The sequence below is a fragment of the Allolucifera butyrica genome, from assembly GCF_900476375.1.
Taxonomy (GTDB): domain Bacteria; phylum Bacillota; class Negativicutes; order Sporomusales; family UPPP01; genus Lucifera; species Lucifera butyrica.
Window position 1 is genome coordinate 41,522 of sequence record NZ_UPPP01000077.1, and the last position, 16,452, is coordinate 57,973.

Sequence of the window (16,452 nt, forward strand, 5' to 3'; positions counted from 1 at the left end):
GTTATTGGGTCCCGCGCCTGGCGCGGGCGATTTATTTACTTTTGAATCAGTGTTTTACCGGTCATCTCCGCCGGCACGGGAAGTCCCGCTAATTTAAGCATAGTCGGCGCGATGTCGGCCAGAATGCCGTCATTGCGCAATTTCTGTCCGCGGTGAGCTTCGGATACCAGTACGAACGGCACCGGATTCGTAGTATGCGCCGTAAACGGTTCCCCCGTTTCCGGATCTACCATCACTTCCGCGTTGCCATGATCGGCGGTAATACAGGTAATGCCTCCCATAGAACGCATGGCGTCCACAAAACGTCCCACGCATTGGTCCACCACAGTCACTGCCTTTACCGCCGCTTCCATTACGCCGGTATGGCCTACCATATCGCCGTTGGCGTAATTGAGAATAATAAAATCATATTTGCCTGATTTTATCACTTCCACAACCCTGTCGGTAACTTCCACAGCGCTCATTTCCGGCTGCAAATCATAGGTGGCAACTTTAGGCGAAGGAATCAGGATGCGGTCTTCGCCGGCCGAAGGTTTTTCTTCCCCGCCGTTAAAGAAGAACGTGACGTGAGCATATTTTTCCGTTTCGGCAATGCGCAATTGGGTCAGGCCTGCCTGACTGATGATTTCGCCCAAGGTGTTTTTCAGATACTGAGGCTTATAGGCTACCTCCACATCAAGGGTCTCGTCATACTGCGTCATAGTCGCAAAGTGTAATGGAAAATAACCATCCCGGCGGTTAAAGCCGGTAAAGTCTTTATCGACAAAGGCCCGCGTCAATTCCCGGCCCCGGTCGGGCCGGAAATTGAAGAAGATCACTCCGTCGCCTGCTTTGATGCTGCAACTGCCACAAGAATCAATTACAGTGGGTAAAACAAATTCATCCGTTTCGCCTCTCTGGTAAGCGGCCTCCAGGGCAGCCGTGGCCGTGGGGGCATGTTCCCCTTCCCGGTAGACTAAAGCAGCATATGCTTTTTCCACCCGCTCCCAGCGCTTGTCACGGTCCATGGCATAATAGCGGCCACCAATGCTGGCAATCCGGCCAATCCCCAATTCGGTCATTTTGGCTTCCAGCGCCGTAATATACTCCTGAGCGTTAGCGGGCGGCACATCCCGCCCGTCAAGGTACGCATGCACATATACCTTGGTCAGGCCGTGCCGTTTCGCCAATTCCAAAAGCGCATAGAGGTGGGTAATATGGCTATGTACACCACCGTCCGACAACAGGCCCATCAAGTGCAGGGCTCCGCCGTCCGCTTTCGTCCGGTCAATGGTCTGGCACAGTATAGGATTGGTGAAGAAATCCCCTTCCCGAATCGCTTTCGTAATCCGGGTCAGTTCCTGATAAACGACCCGGCCGGCGCCGATATTAAGATGGCCCACTTCCGAATTGCCCATTTGGCCCTCCGGCAGGCCAACGGCCTCACCGGAACATTGCAGCGTTGTATAGGGGTACATTTCTGTGTAAAGCGTCATGTGCGGTGTCTCAGCCCGGGCAACGGCATTATACGGACCGTTGGCGGCACCGAGGCCCCATCCATCCATGACAATCAGCGCGACCGGAGTTTTTAACTTGCTCATCTGCTATCTCCTATAAATTAGAATTTAACAATTTTGCTGAAACCGGCTGCATCCAGACTGGCACCGCCGACCAAGGCTCCGTCAATATCGCTCTTGGCCATCAATTCCGCAACGTTGTCCGGTTTTACGCTGCCGCCGTATTGAATCCGGATGGAATCGGCCACGGACTGGCCGAACATTGCTGCCAAAGTCCGGCGGATAAACGCGCATACGGCATTGGCATCGTCGGAGGATGCCGTCTTGCCCGTACCGATGGCCCAAACCGGTTCATAAGCAATTACAAGAGAAGCCGCCTGTTCCGGCGTAAGACCGGCCAACCCGTTTTTCACCTGGGTGCCGACTACGGTTTCCGTCGAACCGGCTTCCCGCTCGGCCAGCATCTCACCAACACACACGATCGGCGTTAAACCGTTGTCCAGAGCCGCTTTCAGCTTTTTATTAACCGTAGCGTCGGTCTCGCCAAAATACTGGCGGCGTTCGGAATGGCCGATAATGACATACCGGCAGCCGGCATCCTTAAGCATTGCCGGCGCAATTTCCCCGGTAAACGCACCTTGTTTTTCCCAGAACATATCTTGAGCGCCCAGTTGAATGACAGAGCCTTTCAATGCTTCCTTCACGGCATACAGCGCCGTGAACGTCGGACAAACTACGACCTCCGTATTTTGAACGTCTTGGGTAAGCTTAGACAAATCTTCCACTAACGCTACCGCTTCCGCAATGGTTTTATGCATTTTCCAGTTGCCGGCAATAATCGGTTTACGCACAAGTTCCACTTCCTTTATTTTTTGTCCGGCTGCGGGATTCATACCCGCAGCCGGAAATTTTTTTGACAAATTTTACTGGAAATACCCGGTTATTTATCTTGCAGTGCGGCGATACCGGGCAGAACTTTTCCTTCGAGGTATTCCAGCGATGCGCCACCGCCGGTGGAAATATGGCTGATCTTGCCGGCCAGTCCCGTTTTTTCCAAAGCGGCAATCGAATCACCGCCGCCAACGATGCTGGTCGCACCGGAAGCAGCCACAGCTTTGGCCACGGCCTCGGTTCCTTTGGCAAAAGCGTCCATTTCAAACACGCCCATCGGCCCGTTCCAAACAACCGTTTTGGCACTGGCTAAGGCTTTGGCAAAAGCGTCCCGGCTCACCGGTCCGATATCCAGGGCCATCCAGCCGTCGGTAATGGCGTCAATACCAACCACTTTCGTTGCCGCATCGGCAGCAAATTTGTCGGCAATAACCACATCAACCGGCAATAAGAGATTGACGCCTTGTTCCCGTGCCTTGGTAATCAGGCTTTTAGCCAGTTCCAGTTTGTCTTCTTCCACCAGTGACTTGCCGGTGGCATATCCCTGGGCGGCAATAAACGTGTTGGCCATGCCGCCGCCAATCATTAAACTGTCTACTTTTTGCAGCAGATTTTCAATTACGCCGATCTTATCGGACACTTTCGCCCCACCGATAATGGCTACAAAAGGACGGACCGGATTCGCTACGGCCTGGCCCAGGAAAGCGATTTCCTTTTCCATAAGGAAACCGGCAACCGCGGGAATGAATTTCGTAATTCCTTCCACCGAAGCATGGGCGCGGTGGGAAACACCAAAAGCGTCATTGACGGCCAATTCGGCCAGACCAGCCAGCTTGCGGCAAAACTCCGGCTCATTCTTTTCTTCTTCTTTATGATAACGCAGGTTTTCCAACAACAGAATCTGTCCCGGTTTCAAAGCTTTCGCCATGGCTTCCACCGTTTCACCGATGCAGTCCGGCGCCAGGGTCACTTCTTTGTTGAGCAGTTCCGAGAGGCGTTTGGCTACGGGCGCCAGGGAAAACTCGGGTACCGGTGCCCCTTTGGGCCGCCCCAGGTGGCTGGCCAGAATGAGGGCTGCCCCCTTGTCCAAGAGGTAATTTAAAGTGGGCAATGTAGCCCGGATGCGGGTTTCATCGGTAATATTGCCGTTTTTATCCATCGGCACATTATAGTCGACGCGCACAAAAAGCTTTTTACCGGCCACGTCAATATCGCGGATGTTTTTTTTCATAGTATCTTACCTCCCAAAAAGGGCCACACCAGTGGCCCTTTGTTGTTAATGGATTTATGTTATATTTTACAGTCCCTTTTTAGCGATGTAAGACACAAGGTCAACAACCCGGTTGGAGTAGCCCCATTCGTTGTCGTACCAGGAAACGACTTTCGCCAGGTTATCGCCGACAACCATGGTGGAAAGGGAATCAACAATAGAGGAATGGGAGTTGCCGTTGAAGTCTTTGGAAACCAGCGGCTCTTCGCAATAAGCCATAATGCCCTTCAACTGGCCTTCCGCCGCTTTTTTCAGGGCAGCATTGATTTCTTCCGCCGTAGCCGGTTTTTCCAGTTCGGCAACCAAGTCGGTTACGGAAACATTCGGGGTAGGAACCCGCATAGCAAAACCGTTCAGTTTGCCTTTCAGTTCCGGCAGAACCAGCGCAACGGCTTTCGCAGCACCGGTCGTGGTCGGAATAATCGACATACCGGCGGCACGGGCCCGGCGCAGGTCTTTATGGGGCAGGTCAAGAATCTGCTGGTCGTTAGTATAGGAGTGAACGGTAGTCATTAAACCTTTTTTAATGCCGAAGGTTTCATGCAGCACTTTGGCGAAAGGAGCCAGACAGTTCGTCGTGCAGGATGCATTGGAAATAACATTATGTTTTGCAGCATCATATTTGTCTTCGTTAACGCCCATAACGATGGTGATGTCTTCGCCTTTGGCAGGAGCCGAAATAATGACTTTTTTTGCGCCGGCCGTCAAATGAGCGGCTGCTTTCGCACCTTCCGTGAAACGGCCGGTGGATTCAACAACAACTTCTACACCCAGAGCTTTCCAGGGCAGGCTGGCGGGATCTTTTTCCGCCAACACTTTGATAGTTTTGCCGTTAACGACGATATTGCCGTCTACTGCTTTTACATCGGCGTCCAGAATACCGTGAACCGAATCATACTTCAGAAGATGAGCCAGTGTTTTCGCATCGGTAAGGTCGTTTACTGCGACGATGTCCACGGCGGGATTCTTCAGAGCCGCCCGGAATACATTACGGCCAATCCGGCCAAAACCATTAATACCTACTTTTGTTGCCATTTAAAATACCCCCTACTTTTTATTTATGTTTTATATTTATAATAGTCTGAACTTCCCGGGCAGCCGCTTCGTCGGTAATCAGAATATCCTGACCACCGGCATTCGCTACTGCCACAAGAGCTTCAGCCTTTTTCCTGCCTCCGGCCACGGCAATGACCACACCGATATCTTCCAGGCCATCCAGCCGTACGCCAACGCTGCTGGTTGAATAGACAATTTTCCCCTGCAAGTCGCAGTATTGTCCTAATGCTTCGCCCACAGCCCCCTTGCCGGCAATTTCCGCCACCACGCTTTCGTCTAAGCCGCGGCTGGCAGCCATTTTCGCCGCCTGGCCGATACCATGCACCAAAATGTCGGCATGCTTGATAATATTGGAGAGTTCTAAAATCGCCGCATCCCCGGCCAGAATAAATTCCAGCACCTCTTCACTGATCGCGTCCTTAACATGAAGCAAACGGTACCGTCCCCCCAGCTTGGTGGCAATTACCGCCGCGATCGTATTGGCCTGGTATTCCACCCGTTCGCCAAGTCCGCCGCGGGCCGGCACAACGGTTGTCGTCGGCTCCGTAAAATTGATTGCTTCCGCCATCATGGCCGTTGTGGAACCACCACTGACAGCAATAGTCATATTCTGTCCCAAGTGTTTATAAACCAAACTTGCGGCGGCCCGGCCCATCTCTCTCTGAACCGTATCATCCACGCCGCTGTCGCCGGGAATGATAATTACCTGCTTCACACTGAGTTTCTGGGCGATTTCCTCTTCCAAGCTGGTCAAACCGCGCAAGAGCCGTATGTATTCCGCCAGATCGGCCAGGATTTCTTCCCCTTCCCGGGTAACAGTCATACCTAAGGGAGAGAAATCAACCAAGCCTGCGCTTTTAAGAAAATCAACCTGGGTCCGGACCACCCGTTCGCCGGTCTCCAGCATGCCTGCCAAAGCCCGCCGTCCCAGTGGCTGCGCATATTGAATATGGCGGAGAATATTGTAACGCTCTTCAATTACGGAAATTAACTCCGGTGCAATCTTATGATGCAGCTGAACAACTTTTTCCACAGGCTCTCCTTTGGGACATCACATGCCCCCACTGGAACATATCGCGTCCCAATCTAAGAATAAAAAAATGTCTCACAGTTCACTATATTTTATGCATCTGCGAAACAACATATTCTACTAATATAATACCGAATCTTGGCTAAACATGCAAGAGGTTTGTATAAAATTTTGGATATTGGATGTTGGACGTTGGGTATTGGGGGTTGGAACTCCGTGCCCGTCCAATTTCCAATCCCCAATTACCAAAATTCCAATCATCCCCGTCTCCGTACCTCGTACCGGTTTACCCGGTCCCCTTTCGCGGTATCGGCAATCTGTTTATACTCATAAGCCGGATTTGCGCCTTGGACGAAGCCTGCAAGCCAACGTTGATAGAACTCTTTCATGTCGGTTTCACCGACTCTGGCCCGCGACCAGTTTTTCGCCTGCAAACAGCTTTCATTTTCCCAGGCAACGGAATCGGAATTGCTTGATACCACCATGTCCGCCTGGTCACAGGGCATACCGTTCAAATAATAATCATTCAGTACCTTGTAGATGGCATCGGCGCCGGCAATTTCACCGCTGCTTTGTTCTCTGGCGTGACGGCCGCATAATATCCCGTGCTCGGTAAAAGCCTGGCCGACATTTTCCCGGGCCGCTTCGCCGCACATATCCAGCAGTTCTTTAATGAACGCCGCTTCCCGCGTTTCGGCAATATTAATCTGCCGCTGCAGCCAGCCGTGAATATTATCATGGTCGATCAATCCGGCCAGTTCGGCATCCGGCAGCGGACTGCCGTAAGTCTGCCACACCTGTTCCCGCAATTCTTCCGCCGTAGGCCTGCACATGGCAGCCGCCTTTTCACAGATTAATTCTTCCCGTTCAATAACCCGCCTGATTTTACCATACAGCCAGTAATGGATTTGTCCCAAAAATGCGCTCATTTTCCTGCCTCCTCTATTTTTCAGCAATCACCTTATTTAATGCCGCCAATACTTCCGTCAAATTCAAACCGTGAATTTCCGCCGCCTTTTTCACGGCTTCACCGGTAGCCGACGGACAACCCAGACATCCCATGCCAAGAGAACGGAACACCGGGACGGTTTGCGGATAAACACGGATAATATCACTGATTACGCTATCTGCCGTAATTGGATCGCCAAACACTAAGGACCCTTCCGTAAGTCCGCCTGCAACCGGGGCAATCTTTGCTCCCGCTGCCGACTGCTCAATTTTAGGCGGCGTTTGTGCGCTTACATTCTGATAGAATTCAGCCAATACATCGGCTTTAAATTTTTTAAAGCCGACCCGGTCGATAAATTGTCCCATACGCTCAATATCGGCATTTTTTTGATAATAACGAATGATAATGTCCACCAGACGCAATACTTCCTCATAGGTTACATCCTGCATTAACAAGTCGGCCAGACGGGGATGCGAGCCGGCGCTGCCGCCTACATATACATCCCAGCCTTTATCGGTGCCCATTACCCCAATATCCTTAATATAGACTTCCGAGCAAGAATTCGGGCACCCCGCCACCCCCAGTTTCATCCGGGAAGGCATTTCCTTTTTATGATACAGCTTATCCAGTTCCAGTCCCAACTTGACACTGTCCTGTTTGCCCCGTTTACAAAACGAATTTCCCGGACAAACCTTGATGCTCCGCACGCAATTGGCAAAACCGATCGCCGGCTGCATGCCCAGGTCGTCCCAAACCTTGTCAATATCTTCCGCTCTCAAAGCGGTAATCATAATCCGCTGGGCCGACGTCAGTTTGAGAATACCACCGTATTTTTCCGCTACATCGGCATATTTCCGTATCATGTCCGGTTTTATAAATCCTCCGGGTATATGGGGCGTTACAGCATAGGTCTTTTTCCCGTCCCGGATTTTTTGCAGATTGGCTCCTTTCGGTAACATATGGTTCTCCCTCCTTCTTATTTATATCATACCCTGTTTCGGCAGCGTCTAATGTGATATAAAACACATTTATAGAAAAAAACGCTTAGTGCGTTTTTTCGGCTCATGGCGCAAGGCGCGGGGCGCAGAAAATCCGCCCGGCAATGATTCTCACCGATACATCTTGCAGCTCACTCAGGTAGACGAATTGTCTTATTTTACCATATCATAGTCATGACCACCCGTAAAACGAGTGGTACTTGGAAGAGTAAACTTGATATATTTTGATTAGCCAAATATCAAAAAGGGGTGCCTCAAACAGGTTTAAAAACCTATTTTGAGACAACCCCTATTCGCCAAAGCTCCGGCTTCTTCTTGCCGGTCAAGGCATCCATCGCCTTTTCCACGCTGGTCATGTTCACCATTGTCAGTTTGGGTAAAAGCGCGCCCAGACAGACCATATTGGCCATGGCTGGATTACCGAGATCATTGGCGATATCACCGGCCGGAATGGCAATACCCTTTTTGATTAGCCTTATCGCCAATTGTCAGAGCCCTCTGCGGACAAATATTGATACACAGCCCGCAGCTTTTACAATATTCGTTCAAAACTACCACTTTAGCCATTTAGTCATCGCCTTTCCCCGTGCCGGCTGCCACCAGACAGGCCAGAGCAATCGAGTTTAGTTTTCCTTCGGCTGTTTCCGCCCGGGATGTCATGATCACCGGATGAGTTGCGCCAAGCACGATTCCGGCCATCTTGGCTTTGCCGTAATGGATTAACGTTTTACCAAGGGCATTCCCGGTTTCAATATTCGGCGCAAGAAAGAGATCCACTCGCCCGGATACCTTACTTGTCAGCCCCTTATGTTTTGCTGCCTCTGGATTGACTGCCACATCCATGGCAATGGGTCCTTCGACTATGCCGGGCGGCAACTTGCCGGCCGCACTCATATCCGCCAGCGCCTGGGCGTCAATGGTGGCCGGCATCTTAGGATTGACCAGTTCATTAGCGGTCAAGAGGGCTACATTAGGGATTTTTATGCCCAGGCTATTCAGAGCCAACATGGCATTCACCAGAATATCTTTCTTTTCCGGCAAAGAAGGAGCGATATTCATCCCGCCGTCGGTTAAAAATAACAGCCTTTCTTCTCCCGGAATTTCATAGACCGCCAGGTGGCTAAGTAACCGGCCGGTTCTCAGCCCCTCTTTACGGTTTAACACCGCCCGCAAAAAATCGCTGCTGTTGACTTTTCCTTTCATTACTACCTGGGCTTTTCCCTGTCGTACTATGGAAACAGCAGCCAAAGCCGCCTTAGGGATATCCGGTTCATCGACAATCGGCGTATCTGCCGGCAAGCCCACTGAAACTAAAATTGGACGAATTGCCGCAGCATCACCAACCAGAATTGCCCTGGCCAGACCGACGTCCTGCGCAGCCTTTAACGCTTCCAGTACATCCCGGTCCTGGGCAACCGCCACACTAACGGTAATTCTCCCTAATGTTTGAGCCTTAGTCAAAATTTCAGCCAAATTCCGAAACACAGTAGCTTCCTCCTGCCTAACCATTAAGTTTACTAGTGTGGTTATTGGGGATTTACGCGACGGGCACCAAGCTCGATGGCTTTCCTGTTTATTGCCAGTAATTCCGGTTTCTTGGCAAACATTTTCGCGAAAGCCTTCATAATTGATTCATGGCTCACTGCCCCAGTAGCAGCAACCAATGCCCCCAATATGACCATGTTGGCCACTTTGAGATTTCCCAGCTCATTGGCAATATCATTGGAAGGAATCTGGTACGTCTTGACGTCGGATCGCTTGGCTCCGCGCTCAATCAACGAACTATTTATAATTAGAATTCCGCCGGGGCGTAACATTGGTTCAAACTTATCCAGCGACGGCAGATTCATAGCCATCACGGTGGTCGGCGCGGTTACTATCGGTGCTCCTACCGGCTCGTCGGAAATAATCACCGAACAATTGGCGGTCCCCCCTCGCATTTCCGGACCGTAGGACGGTATCCATGAAACATGTTTCTTTTCCAGCATACCAGCGTAAGTCATAAGTTGGCCGATAAGCATGACACCTTGACCGCCAAACCCGGCCATAATCATTTCATTGGTCATTTTGCCACCCCCTCAGCAGTTTTTACGACCCCCAGCGGGTATAGCGGAACCATGTTTTTCTCCAACCACGAAGTTGCCTCAACCGGGGTCATTCCCAAATTGGTAGGACAGGTAGAAAGCACTTCCACAATGCCGAACCCCTCACCGCCAAGCTGTAACTCAAAGGCCTTCTTGACGGCTGCTTTAGCTTTGACCATATTAGCCGGATTATTAACCGCAACCCGGGCGATAAATTTGGCGCCATCGAGGGTTGCCAGCATTTCAGAAACACGGATCGGTGATCCCGCCGAATCCTGTTTGCGACCATAAGGTGAAGTTGTAGTGACCTGGTCCACAAGGGTCGTGGGCGCCATCTGCCCCCCTGTCATGCCATATATCGCATTGTTAACAAAGATTGTGGTAATTTTTTCGCCCCGGGCCGCAGCATGCACAATTTCTGCACAACCGATGGCGGCAAGATCACCGTCACCCTGATAAGTAAATACAACGGCATCAGGGTGCACGCGCTTGACCCCGGTGGCAGCGGCCGGAGCACGTCCATGGGCGGCCTGCACGGTATCAAAGTTGAAATATTCATAGGCTAGAACGGAACATCCGACCGGCACAACGCCAACAGCCCTGTCCCGGACGCCAAGTTCATCAATTACCTCTGCCACCAAACGGTGAATGATTCCGTGATGGCAACCGGGACAATAGTGAAACGGCATATCTCGTAGAGACTGCGGTCTGGCAAATATTTTATCAGCCATTTTCCTTTCCTCCCTTGCCTTCCATGATCTTTTTGACTACCGCCAGAATCTCCTTCGGACTGGGTATCATGCCACCCAAGCGGCCATAATGTTCAACCGGCTTAACGCCGTTTACCGCCAGCCGGACGTCTTCCACCATTTGTCCAGCACTCAGTTCCAGCACTAAGAATCCACTGGCCTCATGGGCAAGCCGGGCAAAGGGCTCGACCGGGAACGGCCAGAGAGTGACCGGCCGAACCAGCCCAATCTTCATACCTTCCGCCCGTGCTCTCGCCATCACCGTTTGGGCAATGCGCGAAGTAATACCATAAGCAACTAAAATCAGTTCGGCGTCTTCAGTATTGGTCGCTGCATAGAGCGTTTCATTCTCTTTAATCATCTTATACTTCGCTTGAAGGCGAATATTATGCCGTTCCAGCGCGTCAGGCTGCAGGTACAACGAATTCACAATGTTGGGCTCGCTACGTCCCCTCATTCCGGTTATAGCCCAAGGTTTCGCCGCCGGAGAAATATTGCTGGGTTCTAATTCCACCGGTTCCATCATCTGGCCAATGGCGCCGTCACCCAACAGCATGACCGGATTGCGGTATTTATCGGCAAGATCAAAAGCCCTGATGGTCATATCCACCATTTCCTGCACTGAATTCGGTGCCAGGACGATGTTATGGTAGTCTCCGTGACCACCGCCCTTGGTAGCCTGGAAATAGTCGCACTGCCCAGGCTGGATACTCCCCAGACCGGGACCGCCGCGCATAATATTTACTATAACGCAGGGTAGTTCAGCTCCGGCGATGTACGAAATACCCTCCTGTTTTAAACTAATCCCCGGACTGGATGAAGAGGTCATGACCCTGGCTCCGGCGCCGGCGGCGCCATAAACCATGTTGATGGCCGCAACTTCACTCTCAGCTTGCAGGAATACTCCGTTAACCTGGGGCATGCGGCGGGCCATGTACTCGATCAGTTCACTCTGCGGCGTAATCGGATATCCGAAATAATATTGGCATCCGGCGACAATAGCCGCTTCACCGATTGCTTCATTGCCTTTCATGAGAATCTTCTCGGCCATAATAGTCCCTCCCGTCTATTTATGAATTTCAATTACCACATCCGGGCATGCTCTCGCACACAACATGCAACCAATACATAGGGATTCGTCGGTACACATTGCCGGCCGATATCCCTTACTGTTAATGCGGCTGGATATGACAACAATCTTTTTCGGACAAACTAAGGTACACAGTTCACAACCTTTACATCTTTCCTGATTGAACACAGGTTTTGGCATCTGTATGCCTCCTTCTTTTAAATTGACAAAAAGAGGTTTTCGCCGCCGTTACTACAGAAAATGGGGTTATAAAATAGTGGTCATGCTAAAGATCAAGTAGAGTAATGCTGCAGAAATTACTACAGCATTATCCTCCAGACAAGAAAGACCCAAAGGGTCTTTAAGTGGAAGGAAAGTATTTTACTTTTCGGTATTTTAAAAGAAGATCGCGTTATTCAGAAACAACCCGAAAAGTTATACTTTCCGCTCCCATAAAAGGAGCGCCAAGTTGGCGCCCAAAACCTAGTATTTGGCTTTTCGTAGTTTCTTTAGGCAAATTGTCAATCAGATACCCGCAGAAAAGCCCGCTCCAAATTGTTCTAAACCTAACCGCACGGCAGAAGAGTTTTCTTGACTTTTCGGATAACTTCAATTCGCTCTTCGGCCAGAATATCCGCCGCCTTATACGTGGGAATGTTGTCCCGCTTAGAGATGGCGATCACCTTTTCAATATTATCGTAAACGGTCTCCACTTTGTGCATTGCCCGATTACGATTGTACCCACCTTCCTGCAATTCGTCCGCCACATTGATAACACCACCGGCATTAATGATAAAATCAGGAGCATATAGAATGCCTTTGCTAGTAAGTATATCCCCATGGCGCTCCTCCTTTAGCTGGTTATTCGCGGCACCAGCGATGATGCGGCACTTGAACTGAGGAATTGTTTCATCATTAATAATGGCACCTAAGGCGCAGGGTGTGAAGATATCGCAGTTCACACCGTAGATTTCGTTGAGTTTCACGGCAGTGGCGCCGAAATCCTTAACCACGCGGCTGACATTTTCTGCATTGATGTCGGTAACAATGAGGTTGGCACCTTCCTCATGGAGATGTTTGCACAGAGTGTAGCCCACATGGCCAAGCCCTTGTACCGCCACGCTTTTCCCCTCGAGAGAGTCGGTTCCCCACACTTCCTTAGCACATGCTTTAATGCCTTTCCAAGTTCCGTAGGCGGTAATAGGAGAAGGATCACCACTGGAGCCGGCAACCGACCCGAGACCTGCTACATAATTGGTCTCCATACGAATATAGTCCATGTCTTCCATACAAGTTCCCACGTCTTCCGCAGTGATGTACCGGCCATTCAAGCTTTGGACAAAACGGCCGAAGGCTCTGAAGAGGGCTTCACTCTTGTCCGTTTTAGAGTCCCCGATAATCACTGCTTTTGCCCCGCCCAGGTTAAGACCGGCGGCAGCGTTTTTGTAGCTCATACCCCTGGCAAGACGTAGAGCATCCCAAATAGCTTCGTCTTCGCTCGCGTATTTCCACATGCGGGTACCGCCCAGTGCCGGACCGAGTGTGGTATCATGGATGCATATGATGGCCTTCAATCCGGATGCCTGATCATGGCAAATAACCAGTTGTTCGTAACCATACCTTTCCAGGTGCTTGAAGATTTCCATAAAATATCCTCCCTAGTTTAAAATATTGCGCAGATTACTACTGTTTCAAAATGCAATATATATGCCATACTTGAATTTCCCTAAAATGCGATCAGACAAGAAAGACCCAAAGGGTCTTTGAGTGGAAGGAAAGTATTTTACTTTTCGGTATTTTTAAGAAGAATGTATTATTTAGAAACAACCCGAAAAGTTATACTTTCCGATCCCATAAAAATAATTCACTGCAAAGTTTTGCACTATCGCAAAGTTTTGCAGTGAATTATTTTGCAGTTTATATCATGCTTCTGTTTATTTTAGGCCATACTTCTCAAGTTTATAATACAGGCCGCGCAAAGAGATATTAAGATGCATCGCGGCCTCCGCTCTATTACCGTCATACTCGGCAAGGGCAAGCGCCACGGCTCTCCGCTCTGCGTCCTCCACTATTTCCACTAAAGTCCGGCGAGACAACGCGGCATTTTTCAAAGGTTCCTGCCCACTATTCGCCCTGCTCATTTCATTAAGAAGCGGCAAATGGTTGGCCATTATTGTATCTTCATTAAATCGCATATTAATAAGGGCGCGGCCGAGGACATTCTCAAGTTCTCTAACGTTGCCCGGCCAGTGGTATTCGGATAGTATGGCAATTGCGTCATTGGTAATTCCCTGCACGCTGCGGCCATATTCCCGGTTTAATTTTGTCAACATATGTCTCACCAATTGCGGTAACTCCTCCACGCGATGGCGTAACGGCGGGATTGTAATCGGGAAAACATTAATGCGATAATAGAGGTCTTCGCGAAACGTTCCGTTTTTTATAGATTCTTCTAAGTTTTGATTGGTGGCAGCGATAATCCTTACGTCTATATTTATAGGTTTTACCCCGCCGACCCGCGTAATTTCTCTTTCCTGTAACACCCGTAATAATTTCACCTGGATAGGAGGAGGGATTTCACCAATCTCGTCAAGAAACAGCGTACCACCATTAGCTTCTTCAAAAAGACCCTTTTTCCCGCCTTTAAGAGCTCCACTAAAAGCCCCTGCTTCATACCCAAAGAGCTCGCTTTCCAGCAACGTTTCCGGTATGGCAGCACAATTCACCCGAACAAGCCGCCTAGATTTTCGCTGGCTTATATTGTGTATAGCATGGGCGAGTAGCTCTTTTCCTGTTCCGCTCTCACCGGTCAACAATACCGTAGCAGGTGTAACAGCAGCGCGGCGGGCGTTCTCCACCACCACCTGCATGAGCGGGCTGTTTGCTATAATATTTTCAAAGGTATAGCGGGCCTGCCCCTGATTCATCAAAGATTTTACCCGGGCAAGCTCTTCGGTAAGATGCTTGATTTCCGAAATGTCGTGAGCTACCGCCACACTGCCGCGCAAACGGCCGTTAACGATTATCGGTGCCGCATTAATGATTACTTCACGATTAGCCGGTCCCACTCTTAGTGGTACCCCCCGAACCGGCTCAAGGGTCTTCATAACTTCCAGATGAACGCTTTCTCCCTGGCGAATGTCTACTGTCGGCGGCCTGCCCAGCACCTCTTCCTTACGCATGCCAATCAGCCGCGTATATGCCGGATTTACCATAATAATTTTCCCTTTATCGTCCACGACGGAAATTACGTCCTGTGTGGTGTTAATAATCGATTCCAGTAATTCCTTCACCTCTTTCATACAGGTAATTTCTTCCGCCAAGTGACTAATTTCGGTCATATCCCGAAATACTGCCACCGCACCGACTGTCCGGTTGTCTTCGTCCTTAACCGGTACGCGATTGGTGATGATACAGGTACCCCCAATTTCCTGCCGCTGATTAAGTTCCGGCATCCCGCTCTCCAGTACGCAGTGCAAGCGCGAACCAGGAATAATATCCTGTGCGTACTCACCGTACGCCTGCCACGATGATACGCCCAAGAGTCTCTCCGCCGCAGTATTGAAGAGAACGATCACTCCCTTTTCATTTACAGCCACTATGGCGTCGTGCGTCGAATTCAAAATATCCCGCATTTCTCGGCTGCTGATATTCCACTCAGTCTTCGTGATTAGACTGCGTACTTTCGCCATATCAAATTCCCCCATACTCTGCACATTCAGCGCCTTCCCTCCATGCTAATTTCTACGTGGTGGTATGCAGCATCCTGCTAACAGCCTCAAAAAAAGGAGGCGCAGGCCATTTAGCCGCGCCCACAGTGTGAAGGGAGATTTATTCATTTTATATATTCTATTGACGGAGAGATATTTCTGTAGGTTTTACCGCCAGTTCGCTGTTATGACGGCTGTAACTGAAATAGACCACCATACCGATGGCAAACCAGCTTCCAAAGAAGATAAACGTTTCTATCGGCAGATTGGCAATCAGATACCCGCAGAAAAGAACAGCAAGCGGTAGCACAATCTTGTAGGCCGGGCAACGGAAAGGCCGATGAACATTCGGTTGTGTCTTTCTGAGTACCCAAACCCCGATCGATACTACGCAAAACGCGAATAACGTTCCCATGTTGCAGAGTTCCGCAATAATGTTGATGGGCAGTAGTCCGCTCAGCACGCACACAATAATTCCGGTAATGACAGTGATTACATGGGGCGTACCATATTGGGGATGAATCTTCACCAGCTTCCGGGGGATCATCCCATCGCGAGACATTGCCAAAAACACGCGAGTCTGACCGTATATCATGACCAGAAGAACGGTTGTAATCCCGCAAATCGCGCCAAGCGCAACCAATGCGCTACCGAAATTCATGCCGATCGCCCGGAGAGCAAAAGCAACAGGCTCACTGTTGTTCAAAGACGTATAAGGAACAACGCCGGTAAGAACGGCTGCCACGGCAATATACAGCACCGTACAGACTACCAGAGACCCGACGATGCCGATCGGAATGTCCCTGTTGGGATTTTTACATTCTTCCGCCGCCGTCGATACGGCGTCAAACCCGATATAGGCAAAGAATACGATGGCGGCACCGGTAGCCACCCCGCTTAGGCCATAGGGGAGGAACGGATGCCAGTTCAGAGCATGTACATGAGGCGTTGCCAAGAATAAGAATACCGCTACGGCACCAAGTTTGATGAATACCAAAATTCTATTTAACGTTGCACTCTCTTTCGTTCCCAATACAAGTAAAAAAGTCAGGAAAGAAACTATCAAAATGGCGGGTAAATTAATAATTCCCCCATCCGCCGGAACTGCCGTCCAAGCCTTGGGCAATATAATTCCCGCCGACTTAAGCAG

General features: G+C 50.2%; 17 protein-coding genes. All 17 read right to left on the reverse strand.

Features of this window, described 5'->3' with window-relative positions; genetic code table 11:
• Positions 1-35: 35 nt before the first annotated feature.
• Positions 36-1,580 (reverse strand): 2,3-bisphosphoglycerate-independent phosphoglycerate mutase, encoded by a 1,545-nt coding sequence (gene gpmI / locus LUCIF_RS14290; RefSeq protein ID WP_122628564.1) that lies wholly within the window; start codon positions 1,578-1,580, stop codon positions 36-38.
• Positions 1,581-1,597: 17 nt separating this feature from the next.
• On the reverse strand, positions 1,598-2,416 hold the full coding sequence (gene tpiA, locus LUCIF_RS14295) for a triose-phosphate isomerase (RefSeq protein WP_442405257.1): 819 nt from the start codon (positions 2,414-2,416) through the stop codon (positions 1,598-1,600).
• 20 nt (positions 2,417-2,436) lie between these two features.
• On the reverse strand, positions 2,437-3,618 hold the full coding sequence (locus tag LUCIF_RS14300; protein WP_122628565.1) for a phosphoglycerate kinase: 1,182 nt from the start codon (positions 3,616-3,618) through the stop codon (positions 2,437-2,439).
• A gap of 66 nt (positions 3,619-3,684) precedes the next feature.
• On the reverse strand, positions 3,685-4,692 hold the full coding sequence (gene gap / locus LUCIF_RS14305; RefSeq protein WP_122628566.1) for a type I glyceraldehyde-3-phosphate dehydrogenase: 1,008 nt from the start codon (positions 4,690-4,692) through the stop codon (positions 3,685-3,687).
• Between the two features lie 19 nt (positions 4,693-4,711).
• Complete coding sequence (locus tag LUCIF_RS14310; RefSeq protein WP_122628567.1) at positions 4,712-5,746, reverse strand: sugar-binding transcriptional regulator; 1,035 nt, start codon at positions 5,744-5,746, stop codon at positions 4,712-4,714.
• A gap of 254 nt (positions 5,747-6,000) precedes the next feature.
• Entirely contained in the window at positions 6,001-6,672 is a 672-nt protein-coding gene (locus LUCIF_RS14315) for a hypothetical protein (protein ID WP_122628568.1), read from the reverse strand.
• A 13-nt stretch (positions 6,673-6,685) separates the two neighbouring features.
• A complete protein-coding gene (locus LUCIF_RS14320; RefSeq protein ID WP_122628569.1) occupies positions 6,686-7,651 on the reverse strand; it encodes a ferredoxin-like domain-containing protein in 966 nt (321 codons plus the stop codon).
• A gap of 311 nt (positions 7,652-7,962) precedes the next feature.
• Positions 7,963-8,175, reverse strand: coding sequence for a 2-oxoacid:acceptor oxidoreductase family protein (locus LUCIF_RS14325; protein ID WP_122628570.1), 213 nt, complete (start codon positions 8,173-8,175; stop codon positions 7,963-7,965).
• Positions 8,129-8,257 carry a 4Fe-4S binding protein gene (locus tag LUCIF_RS27325; protein ID WP_122628572.1) on the reverse strand — a complete coding sequence of 43 codons (129 nt, stop codon included), beginning with the start codon at positions 8,255-8,257 and terminating at the stop codon, positions 8,129-8,131. Before LUCIF_RS27325 ends, LUCIF_RS14325 begins: the two co-directional genes overlap by 47 nt.
• Positions 8,258-9,175 carry a bifunctional enoyl-CoA hydratase/phosphate acetyltransferase gene (locus tag LUCIF_RS14335; protein ID WP_165866007.1) on the reverse strand — a complete coding sequence of 306 codons (918 nt, stop codon included), beginning with the start codon at positions 9,173-9,175 and terminating at the stop codon, positions 8,258-8,260.
• A 41-nt stretch (positions 9,176-9,216) separates the two neighbouring features.
• A complete protein-coding gene (locus LUCIF_RS14340; protein ID WP_122628574.1) occupies positions 9,217-9,756 on the reverse strand; it encodes a 2-oxoacid:ferredoxin oxidoreductase subunit gamma family protein in 540 nt (179 codons plus the stop codon).
• The gene (locus LUCIF_RS14345; RefSeq protein WP_122628575.1) at positions 9,753-10,505 is read right to left on the reverse strand and encodes a thiamine pyrophosphate-dependent enzyme; all 753 of its coding nucleotides are present in this window, start codon (positions 10,503-10,505) and stop codon (positions 9,753-9,755) included. The genes LUCIF_RS14340 and LUCIF_RS14345 overlap by 4 nt, the downstream gene beginning before the upstream one ends.
• A complete protein-coding gene (locus LUCIF_RS14350) occupies positions 10,498-11,574 on the reverse strand; it encodes a 3-methyl-2-oxobutanoate dehydrogenase subunit VorB (RefSeq protein WP_122628576.1) in 1,077 nt (358 codons plus the stop codon). Before LUCIF_RS14350 ends, LUCIF_RS14345 begins: the two co-directional genes overlap by 8 nt.
• 15 nt (positions 11,575-11,589) lie before the next feature.
• Positions 11,590-11,793, reverse strand: a complete 204-nt coding sequence (locus tag LUCIF_RS14355) for a 4Fe-4S dicluster domain-containing protein (protein ID WP_122628577.1) — start codon at positions 11,791-11,793, stop codon at positions 11,590-11,592.
• Between the two features lie 365 nt (positions 11,794-12,158).
• Positions 12,159-13,238: a Leu/Phe/Val dehydrogenase gene (locus LUCIF_RS14360; RefSeq protein ID WP_122628578.1), complete on the reverse strand. Its 1,080-nt coding sequence runs from the start codon at positions 13,236-13,238 to the stop codon at positions 12,159-12,161.
• Between the two features lie 288 nt (positions 13,239-13,526).
• Positions 13,527-15,284: a sigma-54 interaction domain-containing protein gene (locus LUCIF_RS14365; RefSeq protein WP_122628582.1), complete on the reverse strand. Its 1,758-nt coding sequence runs from the start codon at positions 15,282-15,284 to the stop codon at positions 13,527-13,529.
• Between the two features lie 157 nt (positions 15,285-15,441).
• On the reverse strand, positions 15,442-16,452 hold a 1,011-nt coding region (locus tag LUCIF_RS14370), incomplete at its 5' end, for an amino acid permease (RefSeq protein ID WP_122628579.1).